The 18,323-nt window shown below is 37.7% G+C and carries 21 protein-coding genes; 6 read left to right on the top strand and 15 right to left on the bottom strand.

What is annotated here, in order from left to right; translation table 11 throughout:
* Nucleotides 1-6: 6 nt before the first annotated feature.
* Both scpB and SNE38_RS10625 read right to left on the bottom strand, forming a co-directional pair.
* Nucleotides 7-594: an SMC-Scp complex subunit ScpB gene (scpB, locus tag SNE38_RS10630; protein ID WP_191702556.1), complete on the bottom strand. Its 588-nt coding sequence runs from the start codon at nucleotides 592-594 to the stop codon at nucleotides 7-9.
* The gene (locus SNE38_RS10625; RefSeq protein WP_191702555.1) at nucleotides 569-1,345 is read right to left on the bottom strand and encodes a segregation/condensation protein A; all 777 of its coding nucleotides are present in this window, start codon (nucleotides 1,343-1,345) and stop codon (nucleotides 569-571) included. Before SNE38_RS10625 ends, scpB begins: the two co-directional genes overlap by 26 nt.
* Before the next feature lie 197 nt (nucleotides 1,346-1,542).
* Here SNE38_RS10625 and SNE38_RS10620 point away from each other — a divergent pair, with 197 nt between their 5' ends.
* Nucleotides 1,543-2,046 carry a DUF309 domain-containing protein gene (locus SNE38_RS10620; RefSeq protein WP_191702554.1) on the top strand — a complete coding sequence of 168 codons (504 nt, stop codon included), beginning with the start codon at nucleotides 1,543-1,545 and terminating at the stop codon, nucleotides 2,044-2,046.
* Here the strand turns inward: SNE38_RS10620 and SNE38_RS10615 are convergent.
* From SNE38_RS10615 to xerD, 10 genes are all read right to left on the bottom strand, one after another.
* The gene (locus SNE38_RS10615; RefSeq protein ID WP_191702553.1) at nucleotides 2,043-2,402 is read right to left on the bottom strand and encodes a GNAT family N-acetyltransferase; all 360 of its coding nucleotides are present in this window, start codon (nucleotides 2,400-2,402) and stop codon (nucleotides 2,043-2,045) included. The two genes, SNE38_RS10620 and SNE38_RS10615, sit on opposite strands and share 4 nt — an antisense overlap.
* 216 nt (nucleotides 2,403-2,618) lie before the next feature.
* Nucleotides 2,619-3,938 (bottom strand): diaminopimelate decarboxylase, encoded by a 1,320-nt coding sequence (gene lysA, locus SNE38_RS10610; RefSeq protein ID WP_191702552.1) that lies wholly within the window; start codon nucleotides 3,936-3,938, stop codon nucleotides 2,619-2,621.
* Nucleotides 3,939-4,040: 102 nt separating this feature from the next.
* The gene (locus tag SNE38_RS10605; protein WP_191702551.1) at nucleotides 4,041-5,483 is read right to left on the bottom strand and encodes a spore germination protein; all 1,443 of its coding nucleotides are present in this window, start codon (nucleotides 5,481-5,483) and stop codon (nucleotides 4,041-4,043) included.
* Complete coding sequence (locus SNE38_RS10600; RefSeq protein ID WP_191702550.1) at nucleotides 5,480-6,259, bottom strand: SigF/SigG family RNA polymerase sporulation sigma factor; 780 nt, start codon at nucleotides 6,257-6,259, stop codon at nucleotides 5,480-5,482. Before SNE38_RS10600 ends, SNE38_RS10605 begins: the two co-directional genes overlap by 4 nt.
* A gap of 12 nt (nucleotides 6,260-6,271) precedes the next feature.
* Nucleotides 6,272-6,712 (bottom strand): anti-sigma F factor, encoded by a 441-nt coding sequence (gene spoIIAB / locus SNE38_RS10595; RefSeq protein ID WP_191702549.1) that lies wholly within the window; start codon nucleotides 6,710-6,712, stop codon nucleotides 6,272-6,274.
* Complete coding sequence (locus SNE38_RS10590) at nucleotides 6,697-7,059, bottom strand: STAS domain-containing protein (protein WP_191698229.1); 363 nt, start codon at nucleotides 7,057-7,059, stop codon at nucleotides 6,697-6,699. Before SNE38_RS10590 ends, spoIIAB begins: the two co-directional genes overlap by 16 nt.
* Nucleotides 7,060-7,333: 274 nt before the next feature.
* A complete protein-coding gene (locus SNE38_RS10585) occupies nucleotides 7,334-9,064 on the bottom strand; it encodes a SulP family inorganic anion transporter (RefSeq protein WP_191702548.1) in 1,731 nt (576 codons plus the stop codon).
* Nucleotides 9,065-9,214: 150 nt separating this feature from the next.
* Complete coding sequence (locus SNE38_RS10580) at nucleotides 9,215-10,519, bottom strand: pyrimidine-nucleoside phosphorylase (protein ID WP_191702547.1); 1,305 nt, start codon at nucleotides 10,517-10,519, stop codon at nucleotides 9,215-9,217.
* Between the two features lie 14 nt (nucleotides 10,520-10,533).
* Nucleotides 10,534-11,712 carry a phosphopentomutase gene (gene deoB / locus SNE38_RS10575; protein ID WP_336046467.1) on the bottom strand — a complete coding sequence of 393 codons (1,179 nt, stop codon included), beginning with the start codon at nucleotides 11,710-11,712 and terminating at the stop codon, nucleotides 10,534-10,536.
* An 89-nt stretch (nucleotides 11,713-11,801) separates the two neighbouring features.
* Nucleotides 11,802-12,704: a site-specific tyrosine recombinase XerD gene (gene xerD / locus SNE38_RS10570; protein WP_191702545.1), complete on the bottom strand. Its 903-nt coding sequence runs from the start codon at nucleotides 12,702-12,704 to the stop codon at nucleotides 11,802-11,804.
* A 186-nt stretch (nucleotides 12,705-12,890) separates the two neighbouring features.
* Here xerD and SNE38_RS10565 point away from each other — a divergent pair, with 186 nt between their 5' ends.
* From SNE38_RS10565 to SNE38_RS10555, 3 genes are all read left to right on the top strand, one after another.
* A complete protein-coding gene (locus SNE38_RS10565) occupies nucleotides 12,891-13,286 on the top strand; it encodes a MerR family transcriptional regulator (protein ID WP_318247663.1) in 396 nt (131 codons plus the stop codon).
* 36 nt (nucleotides 13,287-13,322) lie between these two features.
* Nucleotides 13,323-14,645 (top strand): hemolysin family protein, encoded by a 1,323-nt coding sequence (locus SNE38_RS10560; protein WP_191702544.1) that lies wholly within the window; start codon nucleotides 13,323-13,325, stop codon nucleotides 14,643-14,645.
* A 109-nt stretch (nucleotides 14,646-14,754) separates the two neighbouring features.
* Complete coding sequence (locus SNE38_RS10555; protein WP_191702543.1) at nucleotides 14,755-15,099, top strand: general stress protein; 345 nt, start codon at nucleotides 14,755-14,757, stop codon at nucleotides 15,097-15,099.
* 112 nt (nucleotides 15,100-15,211) lie between these two features.
* On the opposite strand, the gene fur is transcribed toward SNE38_RS10555, so the two are convergent.
* From fur to SNE38_RS10540, 3 genes are all read right to left on the bottom strand, one after another.
* Complete coding sequence (gene fur / locus SNE38_RS10550) at nucleotides 15,212-15,676, bottom strand: ferric iron uptake transcriptional regulator (RefSeq protein ID WP_191698236.1); 465 nt, start codon at nucleotides 15,674-15,676, stop codon at nucleotides 15,212-15,214.
* Nucleotides 15,677-15,740: 64 nt separating this feature from the next.
* Complete coding sequence (locus SNE38_RS10545) at nucleotides 15,741-16,250, bottom strand: hypothetical protein (RefSeq protein ID WP_191702542.1); 510 nt, start codon at nucleotides 16,248-16,250, stop codon at nucleotides 15,741-15,743.
* A 58-nt stretch (nucleotides 16,251-16,308) separates the two neighbouring features.
* Entirely contained in the window at nucleotides 16,309-16,860 is a 552-nt protein-coding gene (locus SNE38_RS10540; RefSeq protein ID WP_191702541.1) for an NUDIX domain-containing protein, read from the bottom strand.
* Between the two features lie 88 nt (nucleotides 16,861-16,948).
* Here SNE38_RS10540 and SNE38_RS10535 point away from each other — a divergent pair, with 88 nt between their 5' ends.
* On the top strand, nucleotides 16,949-17,839 hold the full coding sequence (locus tag SNE38_RS10535; RefSeq protein WP_336046466.1) for an aldo/keto reductase: 891 nt from the start codon (nucleotides 16,949-16,951) through the stop codon (nucleotides 17,837-17,839).
* Entirely contained in the window at nucleotides 17,836-18,306 is a 471-nt protein-coding gene (locus SNE38_RS10530) for a VanZ family protein (protein WP_336046465.1), read from the top strand. The genes SNE38_RS10535 and SNE38_RS10530 overlap by 4 nt, the downstream gene beginning before the upstream one ends.
* Nucleotides 18,307-18,323 lie beyond the last annotated feature (17 nt).

Below are 18,323 nucleotides of genomic sequence, written 5' to 3'. Positions count from 1 at the left end.
ACTCCTTTAATTTTGATTAAATGTTTCCTGGAACTTCGTTAAAAATAAATCTGTAGGCTGATCATCTTCCTGATCGACTTCTTCCGGTAACGGCGGCAATTCTTTAATACTTTTCAACCCAAAATAATTTAAAAACTCTTTTGTCGTTCCATATAATATTGCACGCCCTGTCCCTTCTGCGCGTCCCACTTCCTGTACAAGTGCACGTGAAACTAGCTTGGCTATCGGTCGTTCACTCTTAACACCCCGTATATTTTCCACTTCTGCACGTGTAATTGGCTGCTTATAGGCTATAATCGCCAATACCTCCAATGAGGCTGCAGTTAATACTTGATTTGTGGGATTTTCAATCAGCTTCTTCAATGTGTCGTTTACTTCTGGCTTTGTTGTTAATTGATAAGTTCCAGCAAGTTGTTTTAAAGCTATTCCGCGCTTTTCGTCATCATTATACTGAGATTGGAGTTCACTTAATCCTGCCTCGATATCCATTGGTTCCACTTCTATATATTGTGTCAATTGTTTTACGGTCATACCTTCATCACCAGCTACAAATAACAGTGCCTCGATTCTACTCAATAATTTGTTCGAATTCATCCTCTATGTCCTCCTTTTGCAGTAATACCGATAAATCGTCGAAGTTGTTTTGTTGTTCAACGACAACGATTTGGCGCTTCATCAATTCTAATAATGTTAAAAAAGTTAAGACAAGCATTGGTTTATCGTCTGCTTCAAACAATTGAGTAAACATTACTCTTCCGCCTGAATTTTTTAATATTTTTACAACAGAGCGCATTTGGTCTTTTACAGAAATCTCCTGCCTAGCTACTCGAGTGGACAATGGTTTTCTCAATTGTTTGCGGCGCATTAGTTTCTGAAACGCACTAAGCATGTCATAAACATTTACATTTTGATCAAAAAGTACCATCTGTTCATCCGGTATAAATTCAGATAAATCGCTTGGCGCTTTTGTAAAGACGTGCCCGCGTTCAGTTTCAAGCTCCTGAAGCTGTACAGCTGCTTCCTTATATTTTTTATATTCGATTAAACGGGCGACAAGCTCTTCACGTGGATCGGCTTCATCCACTTCTAGTTCAGCTGTATCGATTTCACCTTCATTAATGGGGATAAGCATGCGGCTTTTAATAGCTAATAATGTGGCCGCCATTACTAAATATTCACTTGCTTCGTTTAGTTCCAATGTTTGCATCGCATGGATATGATCAATATACTGTTCTGTTAACTCCGACATCGGAATATCATAGATATCAATTTCCAAGCGATGAATTAAATGTAATAATAAATCTAGTGGCCCACTAAAGGCATCTAGTTTCACTTCGTAAGACATAAAATACCACCTATCCTAATCAATTGTGCCTTAATCGCTTTTCAAGAAAAATAATTACCGGAAAAGTTGAATCGAAATTTATCATAAATATGTAAATTAAGCTATAATTGAAATTTGCATTTACTAGTTATTTTTATTCGACATCGTTCTACAAAAACAAGCAGAACCTATTTAAGTATAGATGAAAGGAGATCACAATGCATCCTTTGTTTCACCCACTGTTTATCGATTATTGTGCATATTTCAATGGCAATGAGGACTACTTTGAATGTCACGAAGTATTGGAAGAGTATTGGAAAGAGATTGCCCCAAAAGAAAAGCTTCATCCGCTTGTTGGCTATGTACAACTTGCGACAAGTATGTACCATTGGAGACGGGCTAACTTTAATGGTGCAACACGTATGATGAGTAAAGCAGTCTTAAACTTTGAGCAAAATAGAGAAAGCGAGTTTTTTGATTACATTGATTTCAAGCAACTCCTTTTGATTTTGAAAGATAGATTACAGAAAATGCAGGCAAATGAACCGTTTCTGAAATTTGCACTTCCTCTTAAAAATGAGCAGCTACAATCCTTGGTTCAACAAAAAATAAGTACATGCACACCAATGGATTCACACTTTATTTTCAATAAACATATGCTTAGAGACCGCACAGAAATACTTGAAGCAAGACAATTTAAAAAAAGAAGTCGACTGAACTAGTCGACTTCTTTTAGTATAGTTATACACTTTTGGACAAATGCACTTGTGTCTTCGTTTGGTTGAATATTTTTGAATCCCATCTCTTGGAGCTGTCTTAGCATGGTCAAGGCAACACCTTCTCCACGATAGGATGGGATGACAGTAATATGTTGAATTACTGCGGCATCATTTTCTTCCGCGATTCCTACTGCTCCCACATATTCGTCACCTTTTTTCCATAAAAAAAGCGTCCAATTTTCATTTTGCTCATATTGGTGAATGGTTTCCATTAAACGTTTAATGTCTTTTTCCTGCGGCATTAACGAAATCAATCCCATAGCAATCTTTTCAAGTGCTTTTTTATATCTAACTAACATTTTAACATTCCCTCAATTCTACCATTGCAAATCCTAACAAAAGTCCAGTGGAAATGCAATAACACAATTTTCCAACGTCTAATGTAAAAGGCACTTATACTAGTTTGAGAATTTGTAAATAAATGGACTAATAATATATATGAAAAGGAGTGACCAAATGATAATTCCCATTAACAGGCCGAAACCCCATTTCGCTTGCTTCGATAATTTCAACGATTATTCACCCTTTACCAATGTTAACGGCAGATCATTTACTACAAGATTTTCATAGCTTTCTCGCTTAATCGCAAGTTGATGCACACCATTTTCAACGAATACTACTGCTGGTCTTGGAACTCGATTATAGTTGGAAGCCATTGAATAGCCATATGCACCTGTACAGAACATTGCTAAAATATCGCCTGTCTCTGCTTTTTGCAAAGTTGCATCAATGATTAACTTATCGCCTGACTCACATAATTTTCCGGCAACAGTATATGTACTTGTTTTAGTTTCATTAGCTCTGTTGGCAATAACCGCTTCATATTTTGCATCATATAGTGCAGGGCGAATATTATCGCTCATACCACCATCGACTGCAATATATTCACGTACACCCGGTACTGTCTTTTGTGATCCTACTGTATAAAGCGAAGTACCCGCATCCCCTACTAAAGAACGACCTGGCTCAATCCAAATTTCAGGCATTGCCAGATTAAGTTTTGTACTTTCGGCTTTCACTGTCTGAATCATATCTGCTACATATTCATGAGGTTCCAGTGGCTTATCTTCTTCTGTATATCGGATTCCAAAGCCGCCACCTAAATTTAATACTTGTGCTTCGAAAGCATATTGTGTTTTCCACGCACCCATTTTTTGCATTACTTTACCCGCCGCCAAACTGAAGCCTTCTGTTTCAAAAATTTGAGAGCCGATGTGGCAATGTAAACCCAATAGTTCGATATTTTCATCATATACTACTTGTTTAAATGCCTCATCAGCTTGTCCATTATTTAAATCGAAGCCAAATTTAGAGTCAGCTTGACCTGTAGTAATAAAGTCATGAGTATGTGCTTCAACACCTGGTGTCACGCGCAACAGAATTTTCATTTTTTGATTTCTTTGTTTTGCCATCTCTTTAAGTAAAGAGATTTCATAAAAGTTATCCACAACAATACAACCAATCTCAGTTTCAAACGCTAGCTCAAGTTCAGCAATTGATTTATTGTTCCCATGGAAATGAATGCGATCTGCTGGGAAACCTGCTTTAATTGCCGTGAAAAGCTCGCCGCCGGATACAACATCCAAAGATAGGTTTTCCTGAGCTGCTAACTGATATGCCGCAACACAGGCAAATGCTTTTGATGCGTATGCAACCTGCGCTTTTACACCAAGATTTTCAAACGTCTGGATAAAGCCACGTGCACGTTTACGAATAAGCGCTGTATCATAAATGAATAGCGGTGTACCATATTGTTGGGCCAACTCAATTGTATCTATACCACCTATTGTTAAATGGCCTTGTTCATTAATTTGCTGTGTTCCGTATAAATGCATAGTTTTCTCCCCTAACTATAGCCTGTTCGAGCTAATATTCTCAAAAATCAAATATATCATATGAGAACTTTAACATAGGAGACTTACTGATGCAATGTGTGTTCAAGCTCGTTTTCGCTGTTTTGCACCTACTACAAACGGTCTAAGTGCATCCTGTGACATTGGTGTTCGGATAATGACCCGAGCAAATGCTTTTGGGAAAAACGGAACAAGAGGCCACAAATATGGCACTTTCATCGGCTTTAATGAACATAAATATGTGAAAATAATAAAGATACCTATAAAGAATCCACTTACACCAAACAATGCGGTTGCCGCTAAAAGCGCTAATCGGAATACTTTAACGGAAATACTCAATTCGTAGTTTGGAATGGCAAACGTAAAGATGGCCGTAACTGCGGTATATAATACTACTTCACTTGAAAATAGCCCTACATCAATTGCAATTTGTCCGATGATGATACCGGCGATTAAACCCATTGCAGTTGATAACGGTGTCGGAGTATGAATTGCTGCAATCCGCAAATATTCAATTCCGATATCCGCAAATAATATTTGCAGAAATATTGGAATTTGGCCTTTTTCATTTATCCCGATAAAGGCTAAGCTATCGGGGAGTAAATCCGGATGTGTAACTAGTAAATACCAGAAAGGAAGCAAAAGAAAGCTTAGAATGACCGCTCCAAAACGAAGGAACCGCATCATCGTCCCGACTAACGGTGCCTGCCGATATTCTTCAGCATGCTGCAGCAAATGGAACATTGTTACAGGAATCAACATTACTGAAGGCGAGGTATCTACCATAATCGCGATATGACCTTCTAATACATGGGCTGCGACAATATCAGGACGCTCAGTATAACGAACGAAAGGCAATGGATGGAATTTCTGCTTAAACAGCCATTCTTCCAACGATTTATCGCTCATTGTTAAACCATCATGCTGAATTTGCTGTAGCCGCTCAATAAGCCATTTTAAATGGGACTCATTAACCAAATCACTCATATAGGAAAGAACAACATCTGTTTGCCCGTAAGTTGAAACATGATGCATTTCAAATCTTAGCTTCTCGCTTCTTATTCTACGACGGATTAATGCCGTATTTGTAATAATATTTTCAGAAAAACCATCCCTGGATCCTCGAATAACTTTTTCGTTATCGGGTTCTTCTGGGCTACGACCGGGATAATTGCGGAATTCCGCTAAATAGCAATAGCCGCTTTCTGTAACAAATCCTACATTGCCGCTTAAAACACCGAGCATAAAAGCATCAACTGATGTTGCATCTTCTTTACCATGATAATTGAAATGGTAGTGGAAGTAATCTTGTTCGTCATCAATTTCCTCTTCTTGATCCCACTGGGTATTTGCAAGCATCTCAGCTAAGCTTTCTCCATTTACCAGACCACTAACGTATACGATAAGCGTGGGTAAATTCTTTATCGTAATATCCTTAACACAAAGATCAAATGTTTTTCCTGTATCGAACTGGGACTCAAAATAACCTCTTGCAATATCCTTAGATGTAAAAAGCTGATTCGTCATTTTTTCACCGGCTTACTCATAGTTGATAGTTCCATCCAGGTTTTCAATTGGGCCAATATTTTCTTTTCCAATCTCGAAACTTGTACTTGGGAAATCCCGAGACGATCGGCGATTTCCGTTTGCGTTAAATCTAAATAATAACGGAAGTAAATAATCGACTGCTCTCGTTTCCCTAAGCGTTTTAGCATATCTTTCAATGGTACATAGTCAAATGCCAGCTCAGATTTATCATCTCGCATTTGATCCATCAATGTAATGGAATCACCATCATTTTCAAATAGCTGATCATGCAGACTTGCCGGGTCCCGCATTGCATCTGTCGCTAATAAAATATCATCTTGTGATACTTGAAGTATTTCCGCTAACTCCGCGATAGAAGGCGGCTTTTCATTTGTCTTTAAATAATCATCCGTTGCATGCCGAATTTTAAAATTCAATTCCCGAATGGATCGACTTACTTTTACCATTCCGTCATCTCTTAAAAAGCGTTGAATCTCTCCAATAATCATCGGTACTGCATACGTAGAAAACTTTACTTCATAGGACAAGTCGAATTTATCAATCGATTTCATTAAGCCAATACAGCCTATTTGAAATAAATCTTCCAGCTCAACCCCTCTTGATGCAAAGCGTTGAACGATAGACCAAACAAGTCTAGTATTTCCTTCAATCATCGTTTTTCTCGCAAGTTGATCTCCCTCTTGTGACTTTGCGATTAACTCGCGCATATACGCTTGTGTTAATAACGTTTCAGATGACTGTTCGATGTTCCCCATCCCCTTATTTCGTTATGTCACGAGTGTCTGTATTGGCATAATTTGCTTTGTAAATGTAACGATTGTTCCTTGTCCAATTACGGATTCCACTTGTAAAAAATCCGAGAAGCTTTCCATAATCGTAAAGCCCATTCCAGACCTTTCAAGCTCCGGTTTTGTTGTAAATAATGGTTCGCGTGCTTCTTCGATATTTTCGATGCCGCATCCCTCGTCCTTAATTGTTACGCTAATTTCCGCGCCATACCTTACCGCATAAACAGTAACAATCCCATTTGGATTGTTTGCATATCCATGAATAATGGCATTTGATACGGCTTCAGATACGATGGTTTTACATTCTGATAGTTCCTCAATTGTCGGATCAAGTTGCGCCATAAAGCTTGTAACTGCAATACGCGCTAACCCTTCATTTTCACTACGCGCTAGAAAAGTTAGCGTCATTTCGTTATCCATTGACAATCCCCCTCGCTGTGTAAAATAACTTGCTGTTCAGATGCAAATTGTACGCAATTTCCTAACCCTGAATATTGAAATATTTTTTGCATTGTTTTTGATGGATTTAAGAGTATCGTTTCCCCATCGACAGCTCGGAGTTCTCGCATTCTGCCAAGCACTAACCCAATACCAGAACTGTCCATAAAATTTAAATGCTCTAAATTCCAAACGAGTAGCTTTACATTTCCTTGTAAAATTGCTTTTGATATATGTGTTCGCACTTTTTCTGTTTCATGATGATCCAGTTCACCGAAAAGTTGGACAATCAATATATCATTTGGATACATTGTTAAATTAAAATTCAACTACATCGCCTCCTTCTTGCATGCAAATTCGGCAAGGTCGGATAATTTCCTTTACAGCTGACAAAACTAGTGTTAATTCGTTAAAAGTAGTGCTCGTGCGACAACTGATTTTAGTATAGGTATTACAATTAATTTTTAATCATTCATAGTACGAAAAAAGAGACTAAGTAGAAAGTTAAACTTTCTGCTTAGTCTCTCATTGCATATTCATAGCACAAACTTCTGGGTAGCACTTGTCCTATCAGTCTCCCCTGTCAATTTATGCCTTCGACGATCAAAGTTTATCTCCTTCCCCTTGTGATAAAACTTGGCATTCCTTAAACGCTAAATGCTTGCAGCCAATACATTTTTTTATGTTAATATAATCAAAAGCTGCCGTAATTGCTTCCCCTGTATTCTGATAAAAATTCCGTTCTTCAATTAAGTCGTATAATCCACTACGTCTCAGCATTTCCTCTAAACTAGGCTTAACCCCCGTAACGAAGACTTCACCGCCATTCGACTTGAAATTTTTTACGATACTGCGGAAATATTCTTCCCCTGTCGAATCAATATAAGGTACCTTTCCTAAACGCATAATAAATACATCAGGTCGGTAGTTAATAGTATTTAATATCGATTGTTCAAAAGTTTGTGCTGCACCGAAAAAGAGGGGACCTTCTATTGTATATACACTAATCTGCGGACAATCATGTAAATCCGACACCATCTGGGGTTTCAGTTTACTACCATCTTCCTCTAAGTTAGGTAATACTTTCGATACGACGAGCATTTCACTCATTCTTTTTGCAAAAAGCACCACTGCTAAAACAAGACCAACCTCAACTGCCAAAGTTAAACTTGTAAACACCGTTAACAAAAATGTAATTACAAGTACAAGCGAATCCCCGGATTTCAATTTTAGAATATGTGAAAAATGATGACGTTCACTCATATTCCATGCCACAATCATTAGTACCGGCGCTAAGCTTGCTAGTGGAATATGTACAGCAAACGGCGCCAGGATTAGTAGTGTCAAAAGAACAAATATCCCGTGGATAATACCTGACATTGGCGAAGTTGCCCCTGTTTTAATATTAGTAGCTGTTCGTGCAATTGCCCCTGTAGCCGGTATTCCTCCAAAGAATGGTGTAACAATATTAGCTATCCCTTGCCCAATAAGCTCCCTATTACTATGATGCTTGCTGTTTGTCATACCATCTGCAACAACTGCAGACAGTAAGGACTCAATCCCCCCAAGCATTGCTATAACAAAGGCTGGACCTATTAACATGTAAATCCGTTCAATTGTTATTTCCGGAATTTGAAATTGCGGTAATGTATTTGGGATTGCTCCATAGGTCGAGCCGATTGTTGTCACTTGACCTTGTAAAAAAAGCACTGCAACAAGAGAGGAAACTAAAATTCCAACGAGTGCCCCCGGAATTTTAGGTAAAAATTTCGGAGTAATAATAATCATGGTTAAACTGATGATCGCTATGAGAACGCTATAGAAGTTTATTGTTCCTATATTGGAGGCAATCTCTATAATATTCATATGGAATTTTTCATGCTGCTCCATATTCGACAAACCTAAAAAATTCCCGATTTGTCCTGCAAAAATGATGATGGCAATACCTGCCGTAAATCCAACAGTAACAGGTCTGGGAATATATTTGATGAGTGTCCCTAGTTTGAAAACTCCCATTAATACCAGCATAATACCTGCCATCAATCCTGCAATGAGCAGGTTTTCATACCCGTAGACTAATACGATTCCAAGTAAAATCGGAACGAATGCACCAGTCGGACCGCCAATTTGAAATTTTGAGCCACCAAATATCGATATCAAAATCCCCGCAATAATCGCCGTGTAAATCCCATATTCTGGGTTAACACCAGATGCTATCGCAAAGGACATAGCCAAAGGTACAGCGATAATCCCTACGATTATCCCTGACAGTAAATCCTTTTTAAAATGGGCGAATGAATAGCCTTCAAATCTACCTGACCATTTAACTTGCATACAATCCCTTCTTCACTATTTATTCATTTATATAGTTATTATCGTACATAGTACAGTAATTTAATTCATATTTTACCATATTTATGTATTTTCAAAAGCATAAAAAAAGCCTTTTACTACCCTTTCGGACAATAAAAAGCTTTACCTATATTATTGAGTTATAATCGCTTCAATTAACTTCGGTGCTTCTACTTTTTCAGCGGAAATGAATACATGTGCATAGATTTTTTCCATTACATGTTCTATATTTTCGCTATTAGCATGAATTGTCATTAAAGATTCACCTTGTGCAACTTGATCGCCTACTTTTTTATGCAGGACAAGTCCAACGGCTAAATCGATTTCAGACTCCTTAGTAGCACGCCCCGCACCAAGTAACATAGCTGCTGTACCAATATCATCAGCTTCAATTTTTGAAATATAGCCCGCTTGTTTCGCTGGAACGTCAATTTGATATTTTGCTTGAGGTAAGCGTGATGGATCATCCACTACTGAAGCATCGCCACCTTGAGCAGCGATAAACTTTTTCAATACTTCCAATGCCGCGCCATTTGCTACAACTTCCTCCAGCATTTTTCGTGCTTCCTCGATTGTTTCGGCTTTTCCGCCTAAAACAACCATTTGGGAACCTAATGTGTAGCATAGTTCATTTAAATCTGCTGGGCCTTGACCTTTTAATGTATCAATCGCTTCCTGTACTTCCAATGCATTACCAATTGCATAACCTAAAGGTTGGCTCATATCCGAAATAATTGCCATCGTTTTACGACCGACACTGTTTCCGATTTTCACCATAGCTTCTGCCAGTTTAACCGAATCTTCGACTGTTTTCATAAACGCACCGTCACCTGTTTTTACATCAAGAACGATTGCATCAGCACCAGCTGCGATTTTTTTGGACATTATGGAACCTGCGATTAATGGAATGCTTGAAACCGTTCCTGTTACATCACGAAGTGCATATAGCTTTTTGTCTGCCGGCGTTAGGTTACCTGATTGACCGATAACAGCCATGCCGATTTCATTTACTTGGTTGGAGAATTCTTCACTTGATAATTCTACATGGAAGCCTTCAATTGCTTCCAATTTATCAATTGTTCCACCTGTATGACCTAAGCCACGACCGCTCATTTTGGCAACAGGTACACCGACAGCCGCTACCATTGCTGCAAGTGGTAAAGTTGTCGTATCTCCTACACCGCCTGTTGAATGCTTGTCTACTTTAACACCTTCAATAGAAGAAAGGTTAATTTGGTCACCAGATTCCACCATTGCCATCGTAAGGTCCGCTCGTTCACGATCCGTCATATCTTTAAAGTAAATCGCCATACATAAAGCACTTGCCTGATAATCAGGAATCGTACCATCTGTATAACCTTCAACGAAAAAGCGGATTTCCTCTGTCGTCAATTCTTCGCCATTTCGCTTTTTTTCAATAATATCTACCATTCTCATGATGATTGTCCCCCTTATTTAAGCTCTTCTAAAAAGCTTTTTCCGAACTGTGGTGCTGCAACCTTAAAATTATCAGCAATTGTTGCTGCAATATCTGCAAATGTTTCACGTAATGGCAGCTGTGTTCCACCATTAAAGCGAGGAGAATAAACAATTAATGGCACAAATTCACGTGTATGGTCTGTACCTGGGAATGTTGGATCGTTTCCGTGATCAGCCGTAATGATTAGTAAATCATCGTCTGATAACGCATCCAACACTTCCGGTAATCGACGATCGAATTCCTCTAATGCTTCACCGTAACCTAATGGATCACGACGGTGTCCGAAGTTCGCATCAAAATCAACAAGGTTCAGGAAACTTATCCCATGGAAGTCACGACGAACAACTTCAGCCATTTTATCCATACCATCACTGTTGTCTTTTGTACGAATTGATTCGGTAACCCCATCACCATTAAATATATCCGAAATTTTACCAATTGCAATTACTTCTAGATTCGAGTCTTTCATTTCTGCCATTGTTGTACGCCCAAATGGTGTTAATGCATAGTCATGACGATTGGCCGTACGCTTAAAGTTGCCCGGCACTCCGACGAAGGGACGTGCAATAACACGACCAACTAAAAATTCCGGATTTAAAGTTAATTCTCGTGCAATTTCACAAATTCTATATAATTCGTCCAAAGGAATAACGTCTTCATGTGCTGCAATCTGTAAAACAGGGTCAGCAGATGTATAGACGATTATTGCGCCTGTTTCCATATGTTCCTTACCGTAATCATCAATGACAGCGGTTCCACTATACGGCATGTTGCAAAGCACTTTGCGCCCTATTGCCGTTTCTAATTGAGTAATCAGTTCTTGTGGAAAGCCTTCCGGATAAACTTTGAATGGGGTATCAATATTTAGACCCATTATTTCCCAGTGCCCTGTCATCGTATCTTTTCCTACAGACGCTTCTTGCATCATGCCAAAATAAGCTGTAGGTGTTTCGACTTTATTAATACCTTTAAGTTCACGTATATTGGCTAAGCCCATCTTTTCCATATTCGGCATGTTTAAGCCATTCATTTTTTCTGCTATATGACCTAATGTGTTTGAGCCGGCATCGCCAAAATTATGTGCGTCCGGTGCTTCACCAATACCTACAGAGTCCATTACGATTACATGTATCTTTTTAAACGGTTGCATAATGCTTTCACTCCTATTCTTCCTCTCTATTTTACATAAAAGGCCTAAACAAATAAAGGTCAGACATCCGATTTCGATAGAATTTATTTTTAGGCACGTGGATGGAATTGTTTATATACTTCGGACAAACGAGTTTTGCTTACATGTGTATAGATTTGTGTTGTAGAAATGTCTGCATGACCTAGCAGCTCCTGGACAGCTCGTAAATCTGCTCCATTTTCGATTAAATGAGTAGCAAATGAGTGCCTCAATACATGTGGTGTTATTTCTTTTGAAATATTTGCCGTTTCCGCATGTTCTTTTATAATTTTCCAACAGCCTTGTCGAGTAAATCGTTTCCCTCTTTGCGTGATGAAAAACGCATCATTTTTAGGAGCATTTCCTAATAGCTTTGGTCTTGCTTCTTCTAAATATGTGCTGCATGCTTTCAGTGCTCCTCGACCAAGCGGAATAATCCGTTCCTTTCCACCTTTACCAAATACGCGAACAAAGCCCATCGTAATGTGAATATCTTCCAAATTTAATTCAATAAGCTCACTTATACGCATTCCGGAGCCGTACATAATCTCTAAAATCGCTATATCCCGAACACCCTGTGGTTTTTCTATGGAAGGTGCAGCTATGAGATCCTCAATTTCTTCTACTGATAACACCTTTGGTAATGATTGCTCTTTTTTCGGCATTTCCAAATGTACAGTAGGATCTTGATCGGTTACCTTTTCTCTAAGTAAAAATTGATGAAAGGATCGAATCGAAGAAATTTGTCTCGAAATCGTTTTCGAAGACTTACCTGCTGTCCGTAAACTCTCCAAATAAAGCAAAATATGTTCACGAACAGCTTCATGAAATGCATTAATATGCTGTTCATAATGGATATGACGAGCATAAGCGATTAAATCTCGTTTATACGATTGTAAAGTATTATCAGAAAGCTGCCGTTCAACCTTAATAAAATGAAGATAATCGTCTATTGAATCTTTCAAAGCTTGCATAAAAAATCGCCCCTCTAGCATTATATAAACTCATTTTACCATTTTACTTAGACAGTCGATATAATTGCGCCTCCATACATTTTTACTAATATTTGTTTTTCTGTTTATATATGGATTATGTTTACAAAATGTACTTTCTGCGTTATTCTTGAAAGTAAAACGTTATGATTGAGGTGATAACTTGGGATCGAAAAACTAAAAATTGGAGAGCTTGCCACTGCTACTGGGGTAACAAAACGGACAATTGATTATTATACAAATTTAGGCCTTTTAAAAGTTGAGAGATCGGCATCCAATTATCGCTATTATGATAAAGAAATGATTAATCGCATCCACTGGATTGAGGAGCAAAAAAAGCAAGGTAAATGTTTAGATGAAATCCATCGTTTAATTGCTCCTACAGAAAATGAGCCTGAAGAAATCGATATTCAAGACATTCGTTTACAAATGCGCAAGCTCGAACATGATGTAACAGTATTAATGGAACATTTAGATGAGAAGGAGCGACAAAAGCTTCGTAAAAAAGTTTCGCCTGAAAGTGTAGCACTCATGCAGTCACTTTTATTAATTTTAAATAACTAGGAGGTGAACGTTCTACTTCGTGAGTAGAACGCTCGTTTGACCACAATCATTAACTTAATAATTTTCTCGGTTTTAATCGCTTTAACCGCCTTTTTCGTAGCAACTGAATTCGCTATCGTAAAAGTACGTCAATCACGTATTGATCAGCTCGTTGCTGAAGGGAAATCTGGTTCACTCTCAGCTAAAAATGTAACAACACATTTAGATGAATATTTATCTGCCTGCCAGCTGGGGATTACCGTAACAGCATTAGGAATTGGTATGGTTGGTGAATCTACTTTTGAGTTTATATTACACCCGCTATTCGAATCCATCGGAATTGGTACAGATTATATTCACTGGTTTACATTAGGCGGAGCTTTCTTTTTGGCAACGTTTTTCCACGTTGTAGTTGGTGAATTGGCACCTAAAACAATTGCTATCCAAAAAGCGGAGGCCGTAACTATGGCATTTGCGAAACCTATTCAATTTTTCTATAAACTAATGTTCCCTTTAATCTGGCTATTAAATGGTTCTGCACGTTTATTATTGAAAGTGTTCGGTATGCAACCAGCGAGTGAACATGAATTATCACATACGGAAGAAGAATTACGATTACTTTTATCGGAAAGTTATAAATCAGGCGAGATTAACGTGAATGAATTGAAATATGTAAACAATGTATTTGAATTCGACGATAAGATTGCACGTGAAATTATGGTACCGCGAACGGATATTATTGGATTTGATATATCCGCTACGTTTGAAGAAGTGTTAACTCAAGTATCTGAAGAGCGCTATACGCGTTATCCAGTCTATGAGGGCGACCGTGATAATATATTAGGTTTTTTAAATATTAAAGACTTTTTAACACTCGGGATGAATAACCGAATTAATCCCGCTACATTTAAGCTTGAGGACTTCATCAATCCCGTAATCCATATGATCGAGACCACTCCTATTCAAAGTTTATTGCAAATTATGCAAAAGAAAAGAATCCATATTGCGATATTATTGGATGAATACGGTGGAACGAGCGGAATGATTACTGTAGAAGATATTCTGGAAGAGTTAGTCGGAGAAATTCGCGATGAATTTGATGACGATGAAATTCCGGATATTCGTAAAATTGGCGAAAATCATTATTTAGTCTATTCTAAAGTATTACTTGATGACGTTTCAAAGTTGCTGTTCTTGAATATTGAAAGTCCTAACGTCGATACAATCGGTGGCTGGTACTTTACAAATATGCCAGATTTAAATATTGAGGATTCATTCATTTATGAAAATTATCTATTTAAAATCCAGGAAATCGATGGACATCAAATTCAATTTTTAGAGATAAAAATGCTAGATGATTTAATTGAAACAGTGCTGTAACCTATATTTCTTCACAACCCTCCAAAAGAACTAGTATTTTCCCAAAGTTTTAATTAACTAATGTTAGGGAATCATATAACTATTCTTAAGTTAAGGAGAGTGTATGTAAATGGCAATTTTAAAATCAGTGGAAAATGGTGTACAGGCTAAATCAGTAATTGAATCTTTCGTTGCAGAAGGCTATGATCGTGATCACATTCATATTTTTGCGAATAGCAATAAGCGTGCAGAAGATATCGCAGAATTTTTCAATGTAGATGCCGGAGCAACGGCGGAAACAACCAAAAATGATAAAGGGGTTTTGGCAGCGATTAAAAACTTTTTCCAAATGACGCCTGATGATCTTCATCATCAACTGTCTAACTTAGGAATAGGTGAACATGAGCATGCTACTGCTAAAGATGATTTAGAAGCAGGAAAAATCCTTATTATTGCACATCATCCACGTACTTAATTTAAATAGTAATACTTGAGACGATTAGGAAATCCTAATCGTCTCTTTTATGTTCTATAAGAAAACAAAAAAAGAACAGCCACTTGCGCTGTTCTTCTTTTTTGATTATAGATTATGCATTGCTGTCTCCAGAGTTATCATGATCATGACAACGCCAGCAGATGCCATGGAATGTCAGGCGGTGATCTTTAATTATAAAGTTCCAACGTTTCTCCACAATTTCTTCTACATCTTCCAATAAATCTTCTTGAATTTCATCTACTGCGCCACACTCGATACAAACTAAATGATGGTGGAAATGCTTTGCGCCCTCTTGACGTAAATCATAACGAGACACCCCGTCACCAAAATTAATTTTATCGACAATTTTCAGCTCGGTCAAAAGCTCAAGTGTACGATATACAGTAGCCAGTCCAATCTCAGGTGCTTTATCTTTTACTAATAAGTAAACATCCTCGGCACTTAAATGATCTTCCTCATGCTCAAGTAATACCGCTACTGTTGCTTCTCGCTGTGGCGTCAGCTTATAGCTCGCACTATGCAGTTGCTTTTTAATTCTATCAATACGGCTCTCCATATGTGACGCCCTCCTAAACTCTTTTCATTATACCAAATGAGTAAAACTCATTACAAGACAATGATTATTTAAATAAATAAGTAATTGCTATATTTTCAAGTCCGAAAAAAACTACCATCATTATTAACAGAAATATTACTTTTTTCCAAGGCATTACATTTTTCAAAGCTCGTCTACCACTATTGTTATTCGTAATTTGATAGAGAGCGATCAATAGTACACAATAGATCAATTGGAACGGAAACCACCAAAATGCATACAATTTTATAGATTGATGCTGCACAAGTAAATAAACCGAACTAAACCCTAGGAAAGTGACTTTTATAGAAATAAAAACTAGGGCTAGTCGTGGTAAATATTTATGTGTCGAAAAGAATAATACTATAATTAAAGAAACTAGGAAAGGAACAACACTCCAAAGCAGTTCCGGTTTTTCCAGATTAAGTAGTCTTCGATCACTATATTTAATAATTTGCTGTACTTGCTCAATTTGAAACAATTGATAACATGCTACACCACAAATAAAACATATGACTATCATAGATGTATATTGAATATATAAATATTTACGCATTTGGACGCCTCCTTGTCCATACAACTTATGCACATAAATTGTCCTTATGCGTAAACATTTACTGTTTTAAATTCATTTTCATTTTCACCCATAAAACTGCAAAAGCAGTTTTCGCATCGAATATTCTTCCATCAGCAACCATAGCTTCAGCTTCTTCCAATGATAGTTCCATTAGGTCTACAAACTCATCTTCATCTAAGTCCACGGGAATGTCCAATTTTTTTAACTTTTCCGCAACATAGATATGGATAACTTCATCTGCAAACCCAGGTGAAGTTGCAAAGGCTTGAACAAATTTCAAATCCTCTGACGTATAACCTGTTTCTTCCTCCAATTCCCTGCGCGCTGTCACAATTGGCTCCTCACCTTTTTCCATCTTGCCTGCGGGAATTTCTACAATTGAACGCTCCAGAGCTTTGCGGTATTGCTCAACAAACAGAATTTTATTGTTTTCTGTAATAGCTATTACAGCAACAGCACCGGGATGATTAATAATTTCGCGCTTTCCCGTTTCTCCATTCGGGAGCTTAACATCATCAACTTTCAGTGAGATTACTTTTCCTTTAAAAATAGATTCAGAATGGATCGTTTTTTCTTCAAATTTTTTCATGACTACGCCTCCACTTGTTCTCTTACTTCCATTCATTGTACCATTAGTAAGAGCTTTTCTAAAATATCGAATGTTGGAGGGATAATTTATGAAAAAAAGACAATTAGGTACGAGCGATCTGCATATCTCGGAATTGAGTTTAGGCTGTATGTCATTGCCTCTGAATCTATCAGAAGCAAAAGAAATAATATACGCTGCTATAGATGCAGGCATCAATTACTTTGATACAGCAGATTTATATGATCGTGGAGAAAATGAAAAAAATGTCGGAATAGCATTGAAGAAGCATCGACAACATATTTATTTAGCTTCGAAAGTAGGTAATCGTTGGGAGGAAGGAAAAGACGGCTGGAAATGGGATGCTTCTCCAGACTATATTAATGCGGCTATTCGTGATAGTTTGCGTCGTTTACAAACGGATTATTTGGATTTATACCAGCTGCATGGCGGAACAACTGATGACAATTTGGAAGAAGTAATCGACACATTTGAAAGCTTAAAAAAAGAAGGACTGATTCGTGAATACGGTATCTCTTCTATTCGACCGAATGTATTCGTTCCTTTTCTACAAAAAAGTAACGCTGTCAGCAATATGATGCAGTTTAATATTTTTGATGAACGAGCAAGTGAGTTTTTTGAGGTAATTGAAAAGACGGACGCATCAGTCGTTACACGTGGCTCCATTGCAAAAGGACTACTTACTAATGAATGGCGCCAACGATTGGGTTCATATATGGGCTATGAGAAATCTACTGCCGAGGAAATTTTACAGAAAATTGAACAACAGTACAGCGATGTCCATGCTGCTGCGCTTGCATTCAATCTGCAATATCATACGATTGCCTCTACATTAATTGGTGCACGTACAATCACACAGTTGGAACAAAATCTGGATGCCTACGAAAAAGCTCAAACATTGCACAATATTACTGACATCCATAATTGGACGAAAACTGAACGGTATACAGAGCATCGATGAAAAAAGCTATATCATTCGTAATAATTGGTCTTATCATTGTTGCAGTCATGTCCAATATGAGGTATGAACAGCAAACGATAATTCCCTTATTAAAAGAAGTTTTAGAGGATAAACCTTTTGAAGACTTTTTAAGTCAATTCCAAATTCCTTATTGGGGGAAAATAATATCGGTTGAATCTGAAGGCTACTATAAGTTTTTGGAATTCCTGTTCCGAAAAGGTGTCCATTTTTTGGGCTATGGATTACTCGCGGTCATCTTTTATATTTTCTATAGTAGGCTGAAATGGAAATTCCCTACTGTACTTGCTTTTTTCACAGTAACTGTAATTGCATCCCTGGATGAGTATCGTCAAAGTATGATTCCTGGGCGCAGGGGGCTTATAGAAGATGTAGTAATCGATGCTTGTGGTGCAATCACATTGCTAATACTAACAAAAATTGGACAGGCAGTATTTAAAAAAAGCTAGCGCAATCTTTACGTTGC

The sequence above is a fragment of the Solibacillus ferritrahens genome (assembly GCF_037027585.1).
GTDB classification, from domain to species: Bacteria; Bacillota; Bacilli; order Bacillales_A; family Planococcaceae; genus Solibacillus; species Solibacillus ferritrahens.
The sequence above is the reverse complement of the archived record's forward strand: the minus strand, read 5'-3'. Positions and strand labels throughout refer to the sequence as shown.

Coding starts and splice junctions, on each gene's coding strand:
- scpB (WP_191702556.1), bottom strand. CDS start 594: ATGAATTCGAACAAATTATTGAGTAGAATCGAGGCACTGTTATTTGTA.
- SNE38_RS10625 (WP_191702555.1), bottom strand. CDS start 1,345: ATGTCTTACGAAGTGAAACTAGATGCCTTTAGTGGGCCACTAGATTTA.
- SNE38_RS10620 (WP_191702554.1), top strand. CDS start 1,543: ATGCATCCTTTGTTTCACCCACTGTTTATCGATTATTGTGCATATTTC.
- SNE38_RS10615 (WP_191702553.1), bottom strand. CDS start 2,402: ATGTTAGTTAGATATAAAAAAGCACTTGAAAAGATTGCTATGGGATTG.
- lysA (WP_191702552.1), bottom strand. CDS start 3,938: ATGCATTTATACGGAACACAGCAAATTAATGAACAAGGCCATTTAACA.
- SNE38_RS10605 (WP_191702551.1), bottom strand. CDS start 5,483: ATGACGAATCAGCTTTTTACATCTAAGGATATTGCAAGAGGTTATTTT.
- SNE38_RS10600 (WP_191702550.1), bottom strand. CDS start 6,259: ATGGGGAACATCGAACAGTCATCTGAAACGTTATTAACACAAGCGTAT.
- spoIIAB (WP_191702549.1), bottom strand. CDS start 6,712: ATGGATAACGAAATGACGCTAACTTTTCTAGCGCGTAGTGAAAATGAA.
- SNE38_RS10585 (WP_191702548.1), bottom strand. CDS start 9,064: ATGCAAGTTAAATGGTCAGGTAGATTTGAAGGCTATTCATTCGCCCAT.
- SNE38_RS10580 (WP_191702547.1), bottom strand. CDS start 10,519: ATGAGAATGGTAGATATTATTGAAAAAAAGCGAAATGGCGAAGAATTG.
- deoB (WP_336046467.1), bottom strand. CDS start 11,712: ATGCAACCGTTTAAAAAGATACATGTAATCGTAATGGACTCTGTAGGT.
- xerD (WP_191702545.1), bottom strand. CDS start 12,704: ATGCAAGCTTTGAAAGATTCAATAGACGATTATCTTCATTTTATTAAG.
- SNE38_RS10555 (WP_191702543.1), top strand. CDS start 14,755: ATGGCAATTTTAAAATCAGTGGAAAATGGTGTACAGGCTAAATCAGTA.
- fur (WP_191698236.1), bottom strand. CDS start 15,676: ATGGAGAGCCGTATTGATAGAATTAAAAAGCAACTGCATAGTGCGAGC.
- SNE38_RS10545 (WP_191702542.1), bottom strand. CDS start 16,250: ATGCGTAAATATTTATATATTCAATATACATCTATGATAGTCATATGT.
- SNE38_RS10540 (WP_191702541.1), bottom strand. CDS start 16,860: ATGAAAAAATTTGAAGAAAAAACGATCCATTCTGAATCTATTTTTAAA.
- SNE38_RS10535 (WP_336046466.1), top strand. CDS start 16,949: ATGAAAAAAAGACAATTAGGTACGAGCGATCTGCATATCTCGGAATTG.
- SNE38_RS10530 (WP_336046465.1), top strand. CDS start 17,836: ATGAAAAAAGCTATATCATTCGTAATAATTGGTCTTATCATTGTTGCA.